The 20,623-nt window shown below is 37.8% G+C and carries 18 protein-coding genes; 7 read left to right on the forward strand and 11 right to left on the reverse strand.

Annotated elements, in window-relative coordinates:
* Positions 1 to 41 precede the first annotated feature (41 nt).
* Entirely contained in the window at positions 42 to 983 is a 942-nt protein-coding gene (trxB, locus tag EHQ31_RS09910) for a thioredoxin-disulfide reductase (protein WP_135574374.1), read from the forward strand.
* On the opposite strand, the gene EHQ31_RS09915 is transcribed toward trxB, so the two are convergent.
* The 3 genes from EHQ31_RS09915 to ilvB form a co-directional block, all read right to left on the reverse strand.
* The gene (locus EHQ31_RS09915) at positions 980 to 2,731 is read right to left on the reverse strand and encodes a peptidase MA family protein (RefSeq protein WP_135574376.1); all 1,752 of its coding nucleotides are present in this window, start codon (positions 2,729 to 2,731) and stop codon (positions 980 to 982) included. The two genes, trxB and EHQ31_RS09915, sit on opposite strands and share 4 nt — an antisense overlap.
* A gap of 67 nt (positions 2,732 to 2,798) precedes the next feature.
* Complete coding sequence (gene ilvN, locus EHQ31_RS09920) at positions 2,799 to 3,287, reverse strand: acetolactate synthase small subunit (RefSeq protein ID WP_135574378.1); 489 nt, start codon at positions 3,285 to 3,287, stop codon at positions 2,799 to 2,801.
* Complete coding sequence (ilvB, locus tag EHQ31_RS09925) at positions 3,284 to 4,990, reverse strand: biosynthetic-type acetolactate synthase large subunit (RefSeq protein WP_135574380.1); 1,707 nt, start codon at positions 4,988 to 4,990, stop codon at positions 3,284 to 3,286. The genes ilvN and ilvB overlap by 4 nt, the downstream gene beginning before the upstream one ends.
* Before the next feature lie 110 nt (positions 4,991 to 5,100).
* On the opposite strand from ilvB, the gene EHQ31_RS09930 reads away from it, so the two are divergent.
* Positions 5,101 to 6,207, forward strand: a complete 1,107-nt coding sequence (locus EHQ31_RS09930; RefSeq protein ID WP_135574382.1) for a tetratricopeptide repeat protein — start codon at positions 5,101 to 5,103, stop codon at positions 6,205 to 6,207.
* A 100-nt stretch (positions 6,208 to 6,307) separates the two neighbouring features.
* Here EHQ31_RS09930 and EHQ31_RS09935 read toward each other — a convergent pair whose 3' ends face one another.
* Positions 6,308 to 6,895, reverse strand: a complete 588-nt coding sequence (locus tag EHQ31_RS09935; protein WP_135574384.1) for a hypothetical protein — start codon at positions 6,893 to 6,895, stop codon at positions 6,308 to 6,310.
* Positions 6,896 to 7,153: 258 nt separating this feature from the next.
* On the reverse strand, positions 7,154 to 8,830 hold the full coding sequence (locus EHQ31_RS09940; RefSeq protein WP_135574386.1) for a P83/100 family protein: 1,677 nt from the start codon (positions 8,828 to 8,830) through the stop codon (positions 7,154 to 7,156).
* A 124-nt stretch (positions 8,831 to 8,954) separates the two neighbouring features.
* Between EHQ31_RS09940 and serC the strand changes: the two genes are divergently transcribed.
* The 4 genes from serC to EHQ31_RS09960 all read left to right on the forward strand — a co-directional run bounded on the left by serC (position 8,955) and on the right by EHQ31_RS09960 (position 12,793).
* A complete protein-coding gene (gene serC / locus EHQ31_RS09945; protein ID WP_135574388.1) occupies positions 8,955 to 10,052 on the forward strand; it encodes a 3-phosphoserine/phosphohydroxythreonine transaminase in 1,098 nt (365 codons plus the stop codon).
* Positions 10,045 to 10,704, forward strand: a complete 660-nt coding sequence (locus tag EHQ31_RS09950) for a hypothetical protein (RefSeq protein WP_135574390.1) — start codon at positions 10,045 to 10,047, stop codon at positions 10,702 to 10,704. Before serC ends, EHQ31_RS09950 begins: the two co-directional genes overlap by 8 nt.
* Positions 10,701 to 11,138, forward strand: a complete 438-nt coding sequence (rpiB, locus tag EHQ31_RS09955; protein ID WP_100744597.1) for a ribose 5-phosphate isomerase B — start codon at positions 10,701 to 10,703, stop codon at positions 11,136 to 11,138. Before EHQ31_RS09950 ends, rpiB begins: the two co-directional genes overlap by 4 nt.
* A gap of 89 nt (positions 11,139 to 11,227) precedes the next feature.
* Positions 11,228 to 12,793, forward strand: coding sequence for a LamG domain-containing protein (locus EHQ31_RS09960; protein WP_135574592.1), 1,566 nt, complete (start codon positions 11,228 to 11,230; stop codon positions 12,791 to 12,793).
* Here EHQ31_RS09960 and EHQ31_RS09965 read toward each other — a convergent pair.
* The 4 genes from EHQ31_RS09965 to EHQ31_RS09980 are packed head-to-tail and all read right to left on the reverse strand — an operon-like array spanning position 12,761 to position 16,695.
* A complete protein-coding gene (locus EHQ31_RS09965; protein WP_135574392.1) occupies positions 12,761 to 13,150 on the reverse strand; it encodes a hypothetical protein in 390 nt (129 codons plus the stop codon). The two genes, EHQ31_RS09960 and EHQ31_RS09965, sit on opposite strands and share 33 nt — an antisense overlap.
* Positions 13,147 to 13,338: a CopG family transcriptional regulator gene (locus EHQ31_RS09970; protein WP_135574394.1), complete on the reverse strand. Its 192-nt coding sequence runs from the start codon at positions 13,336 to 13,338 to the stop codon at positions 13,147 to 13,149. The genes EHQ31_RS09965 and EHQ31_RS09970 overlap by 4 nt, the downstream gene beginning before the upstream one ends.
* Complete coding sequence (locus tag EHQ31_RS09975) at positions 13,338 to 13,946, reverse strand: tetratricopeptide repeat protein (RefSeq protein WP_135574594.1); 609 nt, start codon at positions 13,944 to 13,946, stop codon at positions 13,338 to 13,340. The genes EHQ31_RS09970 and EHQ31_RS09975 overlap by 1 nt, the downstream gene beginning before the upstream one ends.
* The gene (locus EHQ31_RS09980) at positions 13,918 to 16,695 is read right to left on the reverse strand and encodes a hypothetical protein (RefSeq protein WP_135574396.1); all 2,778 of its coding nucleotides are present in this window, start codon (positions 16,693 to 16,695) and stop codon (positions 13,918 to 13,920) included. The genes EHQ31_RS09975 and EHQ31_RS09980 overlap by 29 nt, the downstream gene beginning before the upstream one ends.
* 50 nt (positions 16,696 to 16,745) lie before the next feature.
* Between EHQ31_RS09980 and EHQ31_RS09985 the strand changes: the two genes are divergently transcribed.
* Positions 16,746 to 17,711 carry an alkaline phosphatase family protein gene (locus EHQ31_RS09985; protein WP_135574398.1) on the forward strand — a complete coding sequence of 322 codons (966 nt, stop codon included), beginning with the start codon at positions 16,746 to 16,748 and terminating at the stop codon, positions 17,709 to 17,711.
* A 5-nt stretch (positions 17,712 to 17,716) separates the two neighbouring features.
* On the opposite strand, the gene EHQ31_RS09990 is transcribed toward EHQ31_RS09985, so the two are convergent.
* Complete coding sequence (locus EHQ31_RS09990; protein ID WP_135574400.1) at positions 17,717 to 18,877, reverse strand: tetratricopeptide repeat protein; 1,161 nt, start codon at positions 18,875 to 18,877, stop codon at positions 17,717 to 17,719.
* Positions 18,874 to 20,529 (reverse strand): tetratricopeptide repeat protein, encoded by a 1,656-nt coding sequence (locus tag EHQ31_RS09995; RefSeq protein ID WP_135574401.1) that lies wholly within the window; start codon positions 20,527 to 20,529, stop codon positions 18,874 to 18,876. Before EHQ31_RS09995 ends, EHQ31_RS09990 begins: the two co-directional genes overlap by 4 nt.
* Positions 20,530 to 20,623: the final 94 nt, after the last annotated feature.

The raw sequence follows: 20,623 nt of genomic DNA on the forward strand, positions 1-20,623 counted from the left end.
CGTCTAAACAATAAAGAACAAGATACAGAATAGGAGAAATTATGAACCATAAAGTTGTCATCATCGGATCCGGTCCCGCAGGACATACAGCAGCGATTTACGCAGCAAGAGCCAATCTAAACCCGGTGATGTATGAAGGATTTATGGCAGGCGGAGTGGCCGCAGGTGGACAACTTACCACCACAACGGAAGTGGAAAACTTTCCCGGTTTCCCAGAGGGAATTGATGGAACCAAACTCACCCAACTTTTCAGGGAGCAGTCGACAAAATACGGAACGACCATCCACACCCAAACCATCACTAAAGTGGATTTTTCCAAACGCCCTTTTACCATTTGGTCTGACGACGAAGAAATCAAAGCCGAATCTGTAATCATTGCTACTGGCGCCACTGCGAAAAGAATGTTTGTCCCAGGGGAAGAAACCTACTGGCAAAGGGGAATTTCTGCTTGTGCGGTTTGCGATGGTGCCCTCCCCATTTACCGCAACAAAGCACTTGCGGTTGTGGGTGGTGGAGACTCCGCAGTAGAGGAAGCAAACCATCTCACGAAGTTTGCGTCCAAAGTGTACTTAGTGGTGCGTCGTGACCAACTCCGTGCTTCCCAAATCATGCAAAAACGAGCGATGGAACATCCAAAAATTGAAATCCTTTGGAACCAAACTGTGGTAGAAGCAAAAGGTGGTGCAGGTGGACTTACCTCCATTGTCCTCGAAAGTACCAAAGACAAATCCAAAAAGGATTTAGAAGTGGGTGGATTGTTTTATGCGATTGGCCATGTTCCTAATACAGAAGTATTTAAAGGACAATTGGAATTGGATGAAACAGGTTATATCCTCACAAAACCGGGAACCACTCAAACCAATGTGGAAGGTGTGTTCGCTGCAGGGGATGTGCAGGACAAAGTGTACCGACAAGCCATTACGGCAGCTGGAAGCGGTTGTATGGCAGCTCTAGAAGCCGAACGTTGGTTAGAAGGTCACTAAGGAGTGACCTGTTTACCATTAATGTCCAAATAGGATTTTGACTCCAAATTAAAAAATATCACCGAATCTCCCTTCGGTGATATATATTGTTTTTTCCCATCTTCCCATTCAATCAGCGTAAAATTAGAACCCCTAAAAAGAATTTGGTTACCGGGAAACACATTTGCTTCAAAGGAATCTCCATACCAACGGTAATTTCCTTTTTTCCAAAGATAAAAATAACTGGAATTTGGACCGAGAAAATCTCCTTCTAATTTACCTGAATATATTTCTACGTTGGCCGGAAAGATTTTTTGTAAACTAGGTATGTCTGTATAAGATTTAATATCCATTGCCGATTCAGGTAAACTAAATCCTTTATCTAAAAAGTTTTTATATTCATTAGGAAATTTTGAGTTCATGGTAGAAAACCCGGCTAACTGCAATTTTTTGCCATTCCTAAGGATTGTATCCTTGTCTTTTTCAAAGGAAGACAAACTATCTTTCAGAATTTTATCGGGAGAAACTCCCGTTGCATTTTGTAAAGCTAGGAGGGGTGATACTCCAATACATGTATCTTTTTGGTAGGAAATGATAGCCTCTTTTCCATAGGTTTCATGGATATGTTTGATAAGAAGCGGCCCAATGGAATAAGGAAGTAAATCCTTATATTTAGCATCTAATAATAATTTGAAGGATTTCGGAACTTTGTTTTCTCGAATTAACTTTTCTGCATCATTATAAATATGGAATTGTTTTCGTTCGTAAAATTTTGCCTCCACATAATTAGCTAGACCCTCTTCAAACCAAGGATCTAAAATATCGGTTTGTGGAAATTTGCCAGTTTCTGTTTGGATTTTTAAACATGATACTTGTTCTAAGTTGTGGACTGCTTCATGGTAAAAAGTCCCAAAATGAATGCGTCTAAGTGCATCGGAATCAAACTCCAAAACCCCAGTGGGTTGTGGCATTTTTTCCCCACAACATAAAGTAATGGAATCCCTACTGCCAAACCCTCCCTCTTCGGAGCCTCCGGGAATATCAGCACCAATATAATCCTTAATTTCTTCATATTTGTCGAATAACAAAACAGGGATTTTTCCTCTGTTTTCCAATTGAAACTCTGACTTCAAAAAAGATAGAAAAGGTTTCATTTTGAAATTATCACCAAACACACGTAAATACTCGGACCATTTTTCAGATCCGTAAAATACATAGTTTCCGAATTCTAACCTTGGTTTTCCAAATTTAGTTTCACTGACAAGAAGATAGTTTTCGAAGGAAATTGGTTTTTGGCGGATATAGTCATATTCTTTTCGATGTGCCATCCAATATTTAGTGACTTTCGTTAAATCAGGATAATTCCAGATGATTGTCGGTAAACATCCATTACATGATGAAGGTGCAGATACAAAACCTGTGCCCGTAGGAAAATCTAATTTAAAAGTTCCATTCGCCCATTCCGTATAGACACTTCCATCCGCACGTTTCCATTGGTAATGATTTTTGGCCCATTGGTATACTTCGCCCCCGTCTGGACCTTGGTAATACCCAGGAGTGGGTTCTAAAAAACCTAAATGCAAATCTTCTAATTTAGGTTCCTGGAGTCTTTCTACACCATGATAAGAACTGGGTGCAGTTTCTCCAAAATCGAAATACAATACATCGGAGCCGGGTCCCCTTTGGAGAGAAACCTTGGATCTTTCGGATTCAGAATAGATAACGGAAGTTAGGAGGACAAGTGTGAAGGTAATAATTTTACGAATCATGGGGCTTTGTGGCACTCACTTTAACGCCCCAATATTCTCTGAAAATTAGAACCCTGTCAAGTTGATTCTAAACGGCGTTTTGGTTGCGATAAGCTATCGCAATTTGCCCCGTACGAGAAATTTCGCGGATTCCAAATGGTTTCAGAACCGAGATGATATTACTCACCTGTCTAGAATTTCCAGAAAATTCAATGAGAAGTGAATCTTCTGTCATTTCTAAAATTTTAACATCAAATCCATTACAAATGGTAAGGGCTTCACTTCGGTTCACTTCGGTAATCGAAAAGGAAATGAGCACCAGTTCCCTTTGTACAGAACTTGCATAAGCCATATCTTGTACTCGTAAAACATCGGGAAGTTTGAGGAGTTGGTTTTTTACCTGACCCACGATAAAATCATCTCCATTCAATACAATTGTCATGGAAGATACATCCGCATTGTCTGTCACACCTACGGCAATTGAATCAATATTGTATCCGCGACGAGTAAAAAGTCCAGATACATGACTCATGACCCCTGGATGGTTATTTACTAAAATACTTAGAGTGTGTTTCATTTTTTCAATTTCCCCAAGTCTTTAAATTCGATAAGATCTTGTTGTGACTTTCCTGCAGGTATCATTGGGAACACTTTTTCTTCGGCAGGGATCATAACTTCAATGAGAGCTGATCCATTATCTTTTAAGAAAAATTCCACACCTTTCTCGATTTCGGATTTGTGTTCGATTCTCATGGCAGGAATTCCATAAGCATCAGCAAGTTTAACAAAGTTTGGATTGTATGTCCATTGTGACTCACTGAATCTCTCTTCATAAAATAGTTCCTGCCATTGACGAACCATACCGAGGAAGTTATTATTAAATAGTAATATTTTCACACCTAACTGAGATTGTGCGATCGTTGCCAGTTCCTGAATACACATTTGAATGGAACCATCTCCCGTAACACAAATAACAGTTTTATCAGGGTTTCCAAACTTTGCACCAATGGCCGCAGGAAGCCCATAACCCATAGTCCCTAGTCCTCCGGAGGTTAACCAAGTATTTGGTTTATCAAATAAATAGTACTGTGCTGCCCACATTTGGTGTTGCCCTACATCAGTAGAAACAATGGCCTCACCCTTAGTTTTCGCATACACTCTTTGTAAAAAATCTTGTGGTTTGATACTATCACCACTGTTATCAAAATCGAGAGGATGATTTTTCTTTAAGTTCTGAATATTTTCAATCCATGAAGTACGGTCTCCCCCTTTCACAAAAGGAAGGATTTCACGAATGGCATCCTTTAAGTCTCCATGAAGGATATGATCTACATTGATTCGTTTGTTAAACTCGGCAGCATCAATGTCTACGTGCGCGCGAACGGCATTCGGAGCAAAATCTTGGTATTTGGCAACTCGGTCATCAAACCTGGCACCTAAATTTAAAATATAATCACATTCTAACACGGCTTTGTTAGCATAAGCAGTACCGTGCATTCCAAGCATTCCTACAGATAAGGGATGAGTTCCAGGAAAAGCACCAAGTCCCATAAGTGTAGTTGTTACGGGAGCATTGGCTTTTTCTGCCAAAGCTTTGATTTCTGCTGAAGCAAAGGAATTGATAGCACCACCACCTACATAGAGTAACGGGCGTTTGGCCTGGTTCAAAGCTTCTGCAAATTCTTGCGGATCCCCTTTTACTTTTGGTCTTTCATAATGATGGGGAGCAATTTTTAAGGAGGATGCTTTTCTGACAGTTGTTTTTTCTAATTGAACATCTTTGGGAAAATCCAAAAGCACAGGGCCAGGTCTGCCACCCATCGCTATCTTGATGGCTTCTTCAAAATGGCGAGAAAGATCATCTGCCTTTTTGATCAGTGCGTTGTATTTAGTAATCGGTATGGTAATTCCAAAAATATCTGCTTCTTGGAAAGCATCGGTTCCAATGGCATCTGTGGAAACTTGGCCCGTGATGGCAAGGATGGGAATAGAATCTAATTTAGCATCAGTAAGGCCTGTGATTAAATTCGTAGCTCCTGGGCCGGAAGTGGCAATACAAACACCTAACTTTCCCGTGGACCTGGCATAACCTTCAGCCATATGGATAGCACCTTGTTCGTGGCGCACAAGGATGTGTTTGATTTTTTTGCTATGATAGAGTTCGTCGTAGAATGGGAGGATGGCACCACCAGGGTATCCAAAGACGATCTCCACACCCGCTTCTTCCAATAGTTCGACCATCAATCGGCCACCAGTAATTGCTTCGGTTGTAGATGACATACCTTCCCCCTCATTGTCATTTCTTCAAAAAAGAGCCTGTTGTCAATGTTCTCACGTTTTTGAGTCGATTTTTACTGTCTAAAAAAGAATGCTGAAAATTGGACAGGGATATGGAAAATACAGATACCGAAAAGCCACATGAAGATGAAAAATTCACAAAAATAAAATCTCTCGCAAAAGAGGCTTATCGTTTTCTGGATCAGGGTCGTTTTAAGGAAGCGAAGGAACGATTAGACATATTACTGGATGAAGATCCAGCAAATACATACGGCCTTGTTGGTCTCGGTGACTATTACGCGAAAACAAAACAACCAGAACAAGCCATCCAATATTATCGCAAATGTTTGAGCGGTGATACAACCAATAAGTTTTCCCTAATGGGACTTATGAATGCTTATAGAGATTTAAATAGCCTCAAACGAATCATTGAGGTAGCAGAAGAATTTCATCATATAACAATCACAGATGCAAGTATCCTTTCTCGTGTTGCTGATGCCCATAGAAAATTAAAAAACTTTAAAGAATCCGAAGTGTATTATATGGAAGCACTTCAAATCAATCCAAACGATCAGTATGTAATCGTAGGACTTGGTCATTTATACTTTGCATGCCAAAGGTATGTGGATGCCATACAATGGTGGGAAAAATTACTTTCAAGCCAACCAAACAATATCAAAATCCTAACAGAGATTGGGAATAGTTACCGCAAAATAAAAGATTTTGATAAAGCAATTCTTTACTACGACCGAGCCAAAGAACTGGATCCCAAAAACTTCTTTGCCCTCTATGGCCTTGCCGAATCCTATCGTGGTAAAAAAGATTTTAAAACTGCCATCACTTATTGGGAAAAAATTCTCGAATCTGATCCCGAAAACAAACTCATCATCAATCGATATGCCGATTCCCTCAGAGGGCTTGGTAATTATGACAAAGCATTAGAATGTTTTAATAAAATCCTTGCCAGTGGGGATGACTACTTTGCCCTTCTTGGAAAAGCAGCCGCATTACGGCTAATTGGTGACTTAGAGAAAGCCGAAGAAATTTACTTGGGACTTCTCTCAAAATCTCCGAGTGATCCAAGACCTGCCTTAGAACTTTCTGATCTTTGGGACATTATGGGTAAAAAAACACAAGCCGTGAAACTATTGGAAGATTTAGCGAAGAAAAATCCTTCTAACGAATCCATTCGTGAAAGAATTGAATATTTAAAAGATTAAGATTTCAAAATTTAAAGTTAGAAATTTAACCATCCATATCTCTCACAAATATAAAACGATATGGATGGAATTTGCTACTTCATTTTTGAATAATGAGCGACTATTTCAAAACATTTTTAGCATTAGCTTCTACTAATACTGCGTTAATCAAATCTTTTTGGCATTTGTAAACTTCATCTGACAAAGATTTAAATGGGTAAACAAAAATCATAGTTAGGTGACTCCATGTGGACAAAGAATCCCTTTTTTGAATTTTTGCAATTTCCTTTCCACTTTTATTCTTAAAGGTTGCTTCTACCACAAATTCGTCAGTGGCTGAGGAAGGAAATAAATACAAAGTAAAACCAGTAAGCATAGAAAGACCTTGGCTATATCGACCATTGGTTTGAATGTTGATATCTACAAACAGATCAGCAGACTTTTCATTATTTTTTACTTCAGAAAACAATGAAGATGTCGTGAATTCTTCTTTTACTACATTGGCCCAACTCCCAAGTGCATTTGCGTTCTGTGGAACCGGTTCATTAGAATTCAATTTTACTTGTCCCGTCACAACAAAGGAGATACTTTTTTTTGCTCCAGCCAATGGTTCAATTTTTTGATAACTTACATTTCCTTCACGAAATGTTGCACAAGAAACTAATAAACCTACACCAACAAACACTAATAAATTGGAAAATTTTTTCATAGTCAAACAAATGTTCAATGTATTAAAAAAGCAAGTTATTTTTAGGAAAACTATCTCCTAATCTTATGCCTGTTTTTCGCAGATTTTTGTGATCCCTTCCAAAATTCCAATAAAGAGAACAGAATAGCCGATGGACTTTAAATAGATGGGGGATTACAGGATAGAACATTTCGCTTGCGATGTCTGTAAAAAGACGCACAAGCGAAAATAACTATATGGTTTTTGTTATGTATTTCAATAACTAGGGAACCACCCTCCTTACGGAGCGATGGTTTTGAGTAGGCTTAAATCTTCTTTTTTAAATACCTTGATTGTAGTTTTATCACCTTCTTTTGGTTTGCCGGTAACGTAAATTTTGTCCCCAAAAAAAGTAAGTTCTGAATTTTCTTCCACTGGTTCTTCCGTTCTTTTCTCAAAAGTTAAGTCTGATTTAAAACGAGATACATGGTATTTGTCTTTTACCTTTTCGATCACGTAGATTTTATCTTCGCGATTGATCATTGGTGTTCTCCAGAAAATATCTGCTGACTCACTTGTTTTTTTCACACCGAGTTTGTCAGGATCTAGTAACACTAGTTTGTGTTTTCTGTTTTCTACCTTTTCTCCGTCGTAACCAAGAACAAGAACACCTTGGTTGGCGATTTCTTTAAATTCCTTAGAACAAATATTGTTATAAGAACTTTTGAAAAGTGCATCGTCTTTAGCAGGATCGATCGCCCAAAGTTCATTTGAATAATGACCATCCGTATCATATTTGATAAACTTCATAAAAAGAATTTTGTTGTTCACAACATTATCACTTTGTTCTTCTTTTTTCTTCAGTTCGTCTTTTGTTTGTGCCAGTTCCGACTTTAACTCTTCTACTTTCGCTTCCACTTTTTGAACGGTATCATCTTTTTTTGCGGTGTCGCCTGATGTGGTTCCGGTTCTTGCTTCTTCTTTTTTTGCGATTTGTTCTTCTTTTTTACTGAGTTCTTCTTTTTTGGCTTCTACCGCTTCCGACTTTTTCTCAGTCTCTTTTTTTTCTTGTTCGATTTGTTTTACTTCTTCAGTTTTCTTTTCGATCTCTGCTTTGTTTTTTACCGGGTCTTTTTTTAATTCATTGAGACTGGCAACCGTTTCTTGTTCCTTTTTCTTCAATGCATCTTTTTTATCTTGGAGGTCTTTTTGTTCGTTTGCTACTTCTTGTTTTTTATCTTGCAAAACCTTTTTTTCTTCTTTGATTTTATCGGTTTGCAACTTGTCCATTTTTTTGGCTTCGTCTTCCATCTTTTGTTTGGTGGCAGGATCTTTTTCTTTGTCCTTCACCATTTTGTTGACGTCTTTTTCTAATTCATCAGTGGTTAAATCCTTCCCACTATCTTTTAAAATATTTCCTTCGATGGGAATGATGATCTGAGTTTTTCCCGGCCAATTTTTATAAACTGTATCAATTCCTAATTTGTCTGAGGAAGTGGCAGTGATCACCCCTTCGGTATATTTTTTGGTAAAAAACTTAGAGTCTTTTCTGTGGGTAGCATTGTAATAAAGAATGTACTGAGCCAAAGTCTCAGCATTCCCCACCTTGTATTGGAAAGATTTTTCCACATAAGAAGCAATGATCCGAGCAATCGAATTTACATGGTCAAAACTTTGTGACTCGGAAAGATAAAGGATATCAGCACCGAGTTTTCCATCAGCACCGGGAAGCACTCTTTGGATTTTGACCCCATCCACTGTGGCTGTATTTTCTTTGACCAAGGTTTCTGCGAGTTTTCGTCCGATTTCGGTATTTTCCTGGATGATTTCGTCCGAGGCCTTACGTAAGGAACGGTTGATGAATTCGATTTTTTTGGAACCCTTAATTTCGGACTCACCGAGTGGGGCTTTGGATTGGGCTGTCAGAGAAAGACTGACAAAAGTTAGGCAAATGATGATGGAACGAGAAATTCTCATTGTTTCCTCACGAAATTTGGGGTAAAGATGCCCACAAGAATAACAACCTTTGTGATTCTGCAAAGCAAGTTTTAGAATAAAAATCTATTTACCGGGGGCCTGATCTTCAAAATTCTGTGGGAGAATGCCTACATTTACGCACAGAGTCTTCAATTTTAATGCCGGCCCTGCCATGTTGCCCACAGAAGTCATGGAGGAAGCACAAAGTGAGTTCCTAAATTACAAGGGAACTGGTATGTCCGTTATGGAAATGAGCCACAGGGGAACGGTTTTCCAAAATATTTTGGACGAATCACTCAGTGACCTAAGGGAATTACTCAACCTACCTTCCCGTTATGCGGTGGTCTATTTCCCAGGTGGAGCCACTTTACAATTTTCTGCCATTCCCTTTAATTATTTAAAAGCGGGAGACTCTGCTGATTTTGCACTCACCGGAGTTTGGGCCAAAAAAGCCTTTGAAGAAGCAAAGAAATTTTACCCGAATGTAAAATCCATTTTTAACGGGGCAGATTCTAAGTATATGGAACTTCCCGCCATCAACGATGAAGTCGTAAATGATGGGGCAAAATATGTTTATATCACTTCCAACAATACCATTTATGGAACTCGTTATAAAACTTTTCCTAAGTTACAAAAGACTCCTCTTTTTGCGGACATGACAAGTGAACTTCTTAGTCGTAAACTTCCCATTGAAGATTTTTCTGTCATCTTTGCGGGAGCACAAAAAAACATTGGGCCGTCTGGACTCACACTTGTCATTTACGACAAAGAAAAATTGCCAAGTATGGATCATCCCATACCCAACCTAATGAACTTTGCACTGATGGAAAAAAATGGATCTTTGTACAACACACCTCCTACTTATTCCATCTACATTGCAGGACTCGTGTTTAAATACTTAAAACGGAAGGGTGGCCTTGCGGCAATGGAAGCCACAAACGAAAGGAAAGCTAAAAAATTGTATGATGCCATTGATGCCTCCAAACTTTTTTATGCACCGGTTCCAGAAGAGTTTCGATCTGTTATGAATGTGGTTTTTAGAAGCCATAACGATAGTTTAGATTCTCAATTTTTATCCCTTGCCGAAGAACAAGGGTTTGCTGGACTCAAAGGATACCGCGAAGTGGGTGGATTCCGTGCCAGTATTTACAATGCGATGCCGGAAGAAGGTGTAGATGCACTGATTTCCTTTATTAAAGAATTTGAAAGAACAAATGGGTAGTTTACCAAAAGTATCCCATTTATTCTTTTTTATTTTCGTAGGATCCGTCTCTGCCCATTCCCTTTGGATTCCTGAAGGGAACTTGGGATGGGAAGCAGCGAATGATTGTTATTTGCCATTAAAAAAAGAAATCCCAGCTGGTCCCATTAGTCCCAATCTTATCAATTTAGACCGAACTAAGATGGAAGAATATGCGAAAGAATCAGCAGAACTTCGCCTAAATTCCCTAAACTGTTTTTATGATCAAGTATCCAAAAACCTTCCTAAGGATGACCCACTATCTCTCGATTTAGGGGAGTATTTTAAGGCCTCCCTCCTCGCGGGTAAGGAAAAGGAAGAATTGTATTTTTCCTATGAGTGGAGGATTTTACTTTCTGATTCTAGACCTTACCCATTTACACCGGGAGAAGTGAATCTCGCCAAACAATGGTTTGAAGCACATACAGAAGTAAAAGAAGAAATTACAAACCTCTCCATCGAATACCTATCTGAAAAAAATCCAAAAGCAAAATCCAAAAGATATTTAGATCTTTTTACTGGATATTATGGAACCTTACTTCGCGAAAGGGATAAGTTTTTACTCTCTCTTTCCTTAGAATCTTTGAAGTCTTATACAGATGCCCTGAAACAACGAAAGGAAAAAGCCGAATGAAAGAAAAAATTGGAATTGCTTCTGACCACGGAGGATTTGCTCTCAAAGAATTCCTCAGGAAAAGTCTCGAGGAAACTTACGAAATTGTCGATTACGGTACTAAGAGCGAAGAGTCCGTCGACTACCCCACTATCATCGGAGATGCCTGCCGAAAGGTTCTTTCTGGTGAAGTTCCAAGACTTATCGCCCTATGCGGAACAGGCATTGGAGCCTCCATTGTCGCCAACCGTTTCAAAGGCATTCGAGCGGCCCTTTGCCATGATGAGTTTACGGCGGAAATGTCCAAACGCCATAACAACGCCAATGTTTTGGTTTTAGGGGGAAGGGTTCTCGGAACAGATTTAGCACAGAGAATCGTAAAAAAATGGATAGAAACAGAATTCGAAGGTGGAAGGCACCAAAAACGATTGGGACTCATCGAAGAACAATCGTAGTATTATTCTTCATTTGGGGTCTACCAATCTTTGGATGGGAAGTCCCCAAAAAAGAGAATGTAAATCTTGGTCTCTGGAAAAAATTTGGTGTGGTTCAAAATTCAGAGCCAGGCAAAAAAAACTTTCTTAAACCTAAAGAAAATACACCCAAACACGGCGAACTTTTTTTTGATTTTGAAGGAGAGGGTTCCGAACCACAAATCACAGAATCCGGAATTCCTTATAAATCCAAATCGATATCTGTCGTTTCTTCTTCTTATTTAACGGATGACCAATCCTATTTTTTTGGAAAACGTTCTGCCTATTTTTCAGGTCGCAGAAACCAAATCCATCTTTCCGTTTCGGGAAATTCTCTTTTTGGAACCCACCCTGATCCTTTTACCATTTCCATACCCATTCGATTGGGAGAACAAGGAGCAGGTTCAGTGATAATAGATAGAACCGTATTTGTGAAAGGGAAAAAATATGGCATCTCACTAGAGTTAAACGAAAGTAAACCAACTCTCTATGTAAATAACCTTCTCCAAAAATCAGATGGAAGGACAACCAGTTTCATTTTAGAATCACCAGTGAAACTCAAACGAAAAACCTGGGAAGTCATCTCCATTTATTTTGATACACTGGGTCATAAATACACAATGTATCAAAACGGAATCGAAACGGCTGAATATGAAAATAATCAGGCTGATACTATAGGATTTGGATTTCCTGAAAATGATTCGACTCCCCTAGTTCTCGGGAAATCGTTTTATGGTAACTTGGATGGGTTTCATATCCATAAAGGGGAACCTGAAATTGAATATACAAAGTTTGAAAAAGTTCGTTACGATGATGAAACCAAAATTGGTTTTATGGAAGGAAATACGGCGATTTCCCCCGTTTTAGAGACCAAATATAGCAACTCAAGTTTAACGCGCGTTCACTGGAATGTAGAACAACCAAAAGATACAATGTTAGAACTATACTTTCGAGGATCTAACCAAAAGTTTGTGGATTCCAACATTCAACTTCCGTGGACAAGAATCAGATCATTAGAGAGTGACCTTCCCAAAAACAAATTTAAATACTACCAATGGAAATTATGGTTTCGTCCAGACCCAATGGGTAATTCAGTTCCCAAAGTATTAGCCTTATCCTTTGAGTATACAGAACAAACACCGCCGGATGTTCCTACAAGGTTCCGATTGGAATCAAATTCAGAACCTGGAAAACAACTTTGTTTTTTATGGAACTCTAACCACGAAAAGGAAGTCCAAAATGGTGGTGGGTATCTGATTCATTATGGCCTACTGCCCAATCGAATGTTAGGTTCGGTTTTTGTTAAAAAAGATAAAAATGGAAACTTAGCTAAAATTGATGGGAATGAAGACGAAAGTGGATTCCAAAAGAAAAGATTTTGCATTTCGGAAGAAACTTTGGTAAATAATATTTATATTCCAGAAGGGGAACTGAATTCCGATGAATTTAGACCACTTGCTGACCAAGTGGATGTTTCCAGAAAAGAAAAACGAGGACTTTTATTCCAGCCGGGTTTAACTTATTATTTTAGAATCTCATCATACAATCGTTATTTAAATGAATGGGATTCGAAAGACCAAAGAAGTCCACTTTCCCCTGCCATTTCATTTAGTTTCCCAAAAGAAGTTTCGAACTGAAAGTAAAGGAAGGGAGGAAATCTCCCTTTCTAAATCCACTAAAATCAAATCCATTCCTTCTTTTAATGCAATTGCCATTTCTATATCACAAGTTTCAGACATAAAAATTTCTGTTCTCACAGCTTCTGTATCCAAATCAAAAATAGAATCAGTAAGGTTTTCAAGATAACTAAGGATTTGTTTTTTTTTCTCAAACCCTATTTCTCCTAAAAGTTGAAATAATAAAAAAATAGATAGGGCTGAAGTATAAAATCTATAGTGTTTATCCAATGATTCAAACAAAAGGTTTTGAATTTTTGTTTTCCGCGAGGAACGTAACAAAGCAAAAAGAAGTGAGGAGGTCAAATAAAGTTTCAATCGAATAACTCCACTAGAGCAACAACTGCTTGTCTTTTCAGAAGTTCCGACTTTTGTATAATTTCATTTTTAAGAGCCATACGAACTAACTCTCCTTGCGAAACGCCCCTCCTTTTTGCTTCATTTTTTAATAAAATCTGTTCCTCTTCCGAAAGCAGAATTTGAAATCGTTTATCTATTTTTGCCATTAGTCTTCTTCTTCCAGTTCCTTTTCTGCCTTTTCGAATTTTCGCCAATACAAACTGGCATCTTGCCACTGCCCCAAAGATTCATAAAGGGATGCAATATTATAATATGATTCCGTCAAACGGTAATCTAATTTTACAGCCTTTTGAAAAAGCTTAATCGACTTTTCTTTGTTATCCGAAAACCATTCACTAAAAGCCCAAAGATAATACCATCTTCCTAAGTTTGGATCTCTGGGACGTACTTTTTCTAAATGTAAAACATTCTCTTGGAAAAGTTTGGAAGAAAGATTATAATTTTTTTGAATGAGTTTTGCTTTATTGATTCTGTCTTCAGCTGGTTCATCAGGTCTAGGAACCGACAAATCGTTTCTATAGAGTAAGGCTTTCGCATATAATAATTTAAAATACAATTCGTTTTGGCTGAGGTCAAGATATCGCTCCAAATAGGGAATGGAGGAAGTTTCCTCATCTACTTTGTGAAGATTATAAATTTGTTTTTTTAGAGCCGAAGTTTCTTCTTTTTTTTTGCTACCGCCGGCCCATACACTTTGGATGGAAAAGAGAAAAAAACAAATTAGTTTAAAAGTATAGGTAGAAATTCTGTCCATCATCAGGAAATTTCATCGATTTGATTTCATGGCGAAAAGGTAATTCTTGTAATTTTTGAATTACGGAAAGATATAAATCCTTTGCCGTTACTATTAACATAGAATTAGGTGATGTTTCAATCAATCGATCTTTGCTTTCTAAATAAGTTTGAATGGAATCAATAAAATGCTTTTTGGAACGTTCCCATTCTGGTGTTGGATGATATTCAGGCCATTGGATACGAAGAACCGAAGTGGACCGTTTTCCACCAAAGGTGGCTTGCATAAAGGAACGGATCATCCAAGACAAACTATCCTTTAAAAATTCAGGTTTTCTTTCTTCTTTTTCTACAAGGACATGAAGGGCAGGAATTACCTGACGAAGTTTCTCCAGGATCATACGTTTATGAGAATCTAAAAACTTTGCCCTTTCTTCTTTATTTAAAAGCACTAAGAAGATACCTGGAAAACCTAAAGATTCCATATGAAAAGCAATGATGGCTTCTGTTTGTAGAAGAATCTCCCAAGAGAATTTTTTAGCAATAAAACGGTCAAGCCTTACCGTATCATCTACATCAAACATTGCAAATCCCGACTCATCAAAAGGTAAATACGGGTCATGGTGTAAAAAAATTAAGTTAGAACGAGTGTTATAGTCGAGTCCCGACGAAATTTGGTTATGAAAGGAACCCAAGGAATCATTCAAAAATAAATAGGAAAACCTTGGCGAACCCAGTCTGGAAATAAAGTTTTTTGTATAACCTACAATCCCATCATAAGAAATTTCGTTTTCACGATAAATTTTATCAAGTAAAGCATATTCCACTCTTTTTTCTTCAGGAACCAATGTGGGGAAATTTTCGATAGAAGGTTTGGGTGTGGTTACTTCCTGTGTTTCTTCTCTTTGGGTTACTGATTGAACCAATTTCTCCAACTCAGGATTAAAAATAGTTTCTCGTTTTTTTTGTACTGCATCTAAGATGGCCACTCGTCTCCAAGTAGCAGGAGGTAAAATTTTAAAACTCGTTTTTTTCACAGGATTTGTATTCTTTATAACGGGTTCCATTTTTGTTTCAATTCCTTCTTTATGAACTGCTACTTTTTTTATCACCACTTCTTTCTCGAATGACTCTTCACTCACTAAGGGGGATTCCCCTAACATAACGCGATGATCCCATTTTCTTTTGAAAGATGCCCATAAAACAAAAAATATCCAAGGTCCAATAAACAAATATCCAAAACTAAATAAATAAGGAGGGAAGGAAGAATAACGATATACTGACAATCCTGATAAAAAACCAGGTTTACCATGTTCTTTTGCTATATAATAGGAATGAAATTTATGATGTAAAAAACCTACAGACTGTTTTTTTGAATCCAAATGAACAAACCGAGATGTATCTTCTACTTTCCAGGTTCTTGGATTAAATAATACTTGCTCCTTACTTTTGTTATCCGAAAGTTTTGCAGAGACCAATGGAAAATAAAACTCATCACGGTCTTTTTCTTTTTTAGCTTGTAGAAAATTGGAATCAAGAACCGCTATTAAAATGTTTATATTGGCATCTTTATGATTTCTTTTAGGAATTAAATATACCAAATCAAATTCTGATTCCACAAGTACCGTAATCGGATGTTTTTGTATCCTTTGAAATAATCCAAAAATTTCAGTTCCGAACCGGTTTTGTATAGTTTTGTTTTCTTTAGTTCCCTCTTTCCAAAGGTAAATTTCAGAGACAATTCTTTCAGTTTCGCCTTGTCCCCCACCTTCACCCAAACCTTCGCGGAGAAGATTTTTTTCAAGAACTGAAAGAGTTTCTTCAAATTGCATTAACCGATGTTTGGTCCAAGGTTTATAATACCTGTAGTCTGGAAAAAGTTCATAACTTTTCTGGTAAAACAAAAGTAAAATAAGATAAACAATGACTGGTAAAAGAATTCTTCGTTTGAATTGAAATCCAGGTGTATGAACGACAATCCAAATAAAACGTATATAAAATAAGCCCGTAAAGGTAACGAGAAAAAGTATAAAACACCCAAAACGAATTTCATCAGCTTCTGTGTCAGCTTGCCGAAGTAAATAAACTGAAAATTTTTCTGTTTTTTCCAAAAGGAGTTTTGAATCTTCACCATCTAACTGCCAAGTAATGGTTTGTCCTTCCTTTCCAGAAAATAGTCCTAATAGTTGGTTAACCTCTCTATCCCCTGTCAAAATCGATTCATCATTGGTATAAAGAATTTTTTGTGACTTGGGATCAAAAGCCCAATATAAATATCCATATTCTAAATTAGCATTTTGAATTTGTTTTGGCAATGTTGGACCAGGAGGAAAAACAACAAAGAATTTTCCAGATAAGTCTCTGTACACAAAATCACCGTTAGCTAAGGTTCGAAGATTTCCTTCTAAAAGGCCGGAAGGATCTTGCCTTAGTTCTTGTTGAAAAACTTCATTTGTTTCATTTGTGCTATGAATCAAACGAAGGGAATCATCATACAATCTTACGTAATTTAGTCCTAATGTATGTTTGATGCGATTTGTTACTTGGGAGGCACGGTAAGGTAAGGCCGATTCACGAAAAAAGAACTCTAACGTATTTAAATACTCTTTTGTCCTGTCTTCATCATAACGTTTTAAAGCTGAAACTAAATTGGATTTCAATCGGTAGGGCCGAATCCATTCAAAATACCCAAACAAAACAGAAGTGACAATGAGGGAAACAAGCAAGTATCCAAAAAGAATAGACAGGTTTCCTAAATTCCGTTTCATCATTCTAATTATCGGGTTGTCATTGGCAAAAACCAATCAGTCCAAGGAAAGGAATGATTTTTTATGTATTTTTGGACGGAGTGGGCATCGCCGATTACGATCCCAAATCCAATCCATTTAGTCGGTTTGCCAAAGGTTTTTTAGCACCCGTTGGTGGGATTCCTAAGTCGGACGCTGACTTACCGGTTTCACCTTCGCAATTGCACTATATCAAAACAGATGCCCATATGGGAGTCACAGGCCTTCCTCAGTCTGCCACCGGCCAAACGGCACTTTGGACAGGGATTCCTGGACCTAAGGTGCTCGACCGCCATGTCAGTGGGTTTCCCACCATTACACTACGCAAAATCATAGCCAAATATTCCCTGATCAAAGTCCTAAATGAACAGGGACACCTAAGTGATTTTTTAAATTGTTTTTCGCCTCCCTACCTCAAACACGTGGAGGAAAAACCAAAACTAGTATCAGCTTCCACCTTAGTCCAGTTAGCTAGTGGACGCCCATTAAAAAACTTCGATGACCTTAGTAATGGCAGAGGTCTTTATATGGATATAACACATGAAATTATGGGAACTCTCGGCATTGATATGTTAAAACCGGGAGATCCACTTCTGGAAAGAAGAGATCCCTATAAATTAGGAAAGGAATGTTTCCATAAGTTTTCGCATTACAAGTTGGCTTTGTATGAGTATTTTCTCACCGACAAAGTGGGACATGCAATGGATTGGGAAAAGGCAGAACATATCATTAAAAACTTAGAAGGTTTTTTCCGAGGACTTTTGGAAGGAATCGATCCAAAAAAAGATTTACTGATTGTCTCCAGTGATCATGGAAACATGGAAGATTTAAGTCAAAAAAACCATACGGAAAACCCGGCGGCCACCATCCTCTATGGTAAGGATGCTGACCGCTTCGCTGAAAATATACATTCGCTTGCAGACATTGTTCCAGAAATTTATAAAACTTTTGGAATGGAGGAAGCCCTCCAGAATACAAAATCGAATGAATTTCTAAAGTAGTCCGACTAAAACTCCAAATCATTTCCAGAGTCAGGTTTTGTGGAAACCGAACCTGGTTTGGAATCAGACGATACATCAGAACCATCTAGATCATTGTGGTCGGTAAACTGATCGAGTGATTCTTTTTTCCATGCAATCGCCTTGTCGGTAATCTGGTTTTTAGGGTATTTGTCTACAATCGTTTGAAAGATACCTGCTGCTTTTTCAAACTTACCTTGTCTGAAATAAATAGTTCCTTTTTTATACAAAGCTGCTTGATCGAGCGAATAATCACTGTTATTCAAAACTTTATTTATATAAGTGAGTGATTCGGTTTGTTTTCCCATTGCATCAAAAGACAATGCAATGAAATACAAAGCTTCTTCTTCTTTTTTCGGAGTAGGATTGACGCTGATGACTTTTTGAAATAACTCAATAGCCTTTGAGTATTGTTTTTTTGTATAATTATCTTTTGCATCTTTTAAAACAGAATCCTTATACTCACCTACAACTTTTTCATCAGCACCAGCTAACTGATCAGCGGTTTCAATATATTCATCAAATACATCATAGGAAGCCCAGTCTTTTCCAAGTTTACGTAAAGACCTACCCCATCCAATTCTTGATTCTGTATTGTTAGGATCTTCTTGTAAGGCAAGAGTATAATTTTTACGAGCAGTTTCAAAATTTCCAATTCTGTAATAGTGGTCAGCAAGAGAAAGAAAGGATTTTGACCTTAGTTTATTATCTGAACTTGATTGCAGGACCGATTCTAAATGGACTTTTCCTTCCGACTCGTTTCCAATTTTTAAAAGTAGATTTCCAAGAGAGTAACTCAAACGTTCTTTTTCATCGGGTTTTACATTTGGATTCTTTTTTAACTCTTTATAAATATCAAGTGCTGGATAATAATCAGAGTTTTTTTCTAAAGCTCTTGCCTGGTTGTATTTAATTTGGAATTCATATTTTTCTATTCCACGCTTACCAGCTAACTCAGAAAAGATAGTGATTGCCTTTTCCTTACTTTGTGGGTTCGATTGTTTTAAATACTCTTCCCCTTCTGCAATTTTTTCAAAAATTGCTTGAGACTGATCTTCTTTTACAGAAATATTTGTTTGGTAATAGGCAGTGGAAAGCCCTGCCACAATAAACAAAAAACCCGCTAACGATACAATAATTCGATTCATAAGTTCCCTCTACCCGCCTGACTTAGGGTTTGATTCGTCCAAAATTCCACACGAGATGGTGAGTAAGATTTTGTTTCTCGTTTCAAAAAACATTTTAAGGCTTTTTTAGTATCACCAGTTTTTAAAGCACTCACTCCAAGAAAGAACATCGCCTTTCCTTTAAGGTAGGAATTAGATTCATTTTTTAAATATTCCTCTAACCGGTAAACTGCCACTTCGTATTTTTTTCGAAGCACCGTTTCTTTGATAATTTGATTTAAATCTGTTTGGCCCAAATCATAATTTACAGTTGCTGAAGTTTCTTCTTTAAAATCGTTTACCTGTTCCGCATTTTCTTTAGGAGGTAAACTCTCCGTTGGTGTTACCGCATGTTCATTTTTATAAACATCTGTTTTTTCTGGTTCTTTTTTAGGACGAGACTCAGCTACAACATTTGGTTCTTCATGTGGAGCTATGTCCTTTGAAAAATCATATTTAAAGTAGGAAACATTTTCCTTTAAATTATAGTCTTCCGGTATCCCGTTCGATTTTGCTGTTACACCAAAATAGAGTTCATCAATTTCTTTTAACTCTTTGATAAAAAAATTAGTTTTGGGATGAACGACAGTTGCAACTTTCACAACGGAACCTTGCCCAAAAGACGCAGAACCTTGGTTTAACGGTCTCACAGAAGCATATAAACTATAAATAGTGGATTCATCTGCTGCTTCTGGGCTGATCCAACTGATCACTGCACCTTTTCCTACACGTTCATATCCAAGCCCTCGAACGTGCATGACACCACCCAAATCTGTACGTGTATCATTCGAAGCCACTTCCTGTTTTGGTTTTTTCGGAGACTCTTCTACAATGACTTCTGCATTATTTTTGGCAGTTTGCTTAACATAAAATACGCGTAAGGTGGATTTTTTATCTTCTAAAGGAATTGTTTCTTCACCACCTACTTGTTTTACAGAAACTCCATAATACAATGTCTGTGACTTATCCAAATCTTGGTCTAAAAAAGTATTTACGGGATGGGTAAGTTCCGCCAGTTTTTCAGCTTTTTGCATGAGCGGCAAACTTGTTAGTGGTGAATTTGATCTATATACAGTGTATAAAGTCCTTCCCGCTATGGCTCCATTTGGCGGTATCCAATTCAATCGAATGAATTTTTTTTCTATGTTTGCAGTAATATCGGAAATCCCACCTACCATCGACTGAATTCCTGCATCAGCCGGAAAAGCCGGGAAATCGGGGTTTTGGCCAACAACAGGTGTTCCATTTTCTTCCGCTATATGAATTGGGGTTACCGTATAGTTTTGGTTAGCAAAAAGTTTCACTTCCCTTCGACGAACATCCGTTACCATAACGATTGCATAATAGTAAGTTCCCGGTTTTAAATTATAATCAAAATATACTCGAGTAGGATTGGATGTGGAAGTTTTATATCTACCTAAAGAATCGGCAATATACAATTTGTCTGGACTATCAATCATAACTGTGGACCGGGCCACAATGATTTCGCCTTCTTGTTTGGGAGGATCCCAGTCTAAACGAATCGATTTTTTATCAGGTAATAGGCTAACATGTATTGCCTTCGCTATAGAAGGATAACGGCTTTCCTCAAATCCAGAGTCCGCAGAAACCCCAACGAACGAAAAGAGCAGCATAACCATCCAGAGCTGAATCGAGAACTTCATACTTAGATTTTCGGTGGTAAAGGTCCTCTAATTGAATTTTTCGTTTGTACTTTCCCTGCTTTTC

The organism is Leptospira montravelensis (genome assembly GCF_004770045.1).
GTDB lineage: Bacteria > Spirochaetota > Leptospiria > Leptospirales > Leptospiraceae > Leptospira_A > Leptospira_A montravelensis.

What these genes read in the sequence shown, in the direction of transcription:
- EHQ31_RS09995 (WP_135574401.1), bottom strand. Translation starts at nt 20,529, where the DNA reads ATGCTGCTCTTTTCGTTCGTTGGGGTTTCTGCGGACTCTGGATTTGAG.
- EHQ31_RS09935 (WP_135574384.1), bottom strand. Translation starts at nt 6,895, where the DNA reads ATGAAAAAATTTTCCAATTTATTAGTGTTTGTTGGTGTAGGTTTATTA.
- EHQ31_RS09930 (WP_135574382.1), top strand. Translation starts at nt 5,101, where the DNA reads ATGGAAAATACAGATACCGAAAAGCCACATGAAGATGAAAAATTCACA.
- EHQ31_RS09970 (WP_135574394.1), bottom strand. Translation starts at nt 13,338, where the DNA reads ATGGCAAAAATAGATAAACGATTTCAAATTCTGCTTTCGGAAGAGGAA.
- serC (WP_135574388.1), top strand. Translation starts at nt 8,955, where the DNA reads ATGCCTACATTTACGCACAGAGTCTTCAATTTTAATGCCGGCCCTGCC.
- EHQ31_RS09950 (WP_135574390.1), top strand. Translation starts at nt 10,045, where the DNA reads ATGGGTAGTTTACCAAAAGTATCCCATTTATTCTTTTTTATTTTCGTA.
- trxB (WP_135574374.1), top strand. Translation starts at nt 42, where the DNA reads ATGAACCATAAAGTTGTCATCATCGGATCCGGTCCCGCAGGACATACA.
- EHQ31_RS09990 (WP_135574400.1), bottom strand. Translation starts at nt 18,877, where the DNA reads ATGAATCGAATTATTGTATCGTTAGCGGGTTTTTTGTTTATTGTGGCA.
- EHQ31_RS09940 (WP_135574386.1), bottom strand. Translation starts at nt 8,830, where the DNA reads ATGAGAATTTCTCGTTCCATCATCATTTGCCTAACTTTTGTCAGTCTT.
- EHQ31_RS09975 (WP_135574594.1), bottom strand. Translation starts at nt 13,946, where the DNA reads ATGGACAGAATTTCTACCTATACTTTTAAACTAATTTGTTTTTTTCTC.
- EHQ31_RS09980 (WP_135574396.1), bottom strand. Translation starts at nt 16,695, where the DNA reads ATGATGAAACGGAATTTAGGAAACCTGTCTATTCTTTTTGGATACTTG.
- EHQ31_RS09985 (WP_135574398.1), top strand. Translation starts at nt 16,746, where the DNA reads ATGATTTTTTATGTATTTTTGGACGGAGTGGGCATCGCCGATTACGAT.
- ilvN (WP_135574378.1), bottom strand. Translation starts at nt 3,287, where the DNA reads ATGAAACACACTCTAAGTATTTTAGTAAATAACCATCCAGGGGTCATG.
- ilvB (WP_135574380.1), bottom strand. Translation starts at nt 4,990, where the DNA reads ATGTCATCTACAACCGAAGCAATTACTGGTGGCCGATTGATGGTCGAA.
- rpiB (WP_100744597.1), top strand. Translation starts at nt 10,701, where the DNA reads ATGAAAGAAAAAATTGGAATTGCTTCTGACCACGGAGGATTTGCTCTC.
- EHQ31_RS09915 (WP_135574376.1), bottom strand. Translation starts at nt 2,731, where the DNA reads ATGATTCGTAAAATTATTACCTTCACACTTGTCCTCCTAACTTCCGTT.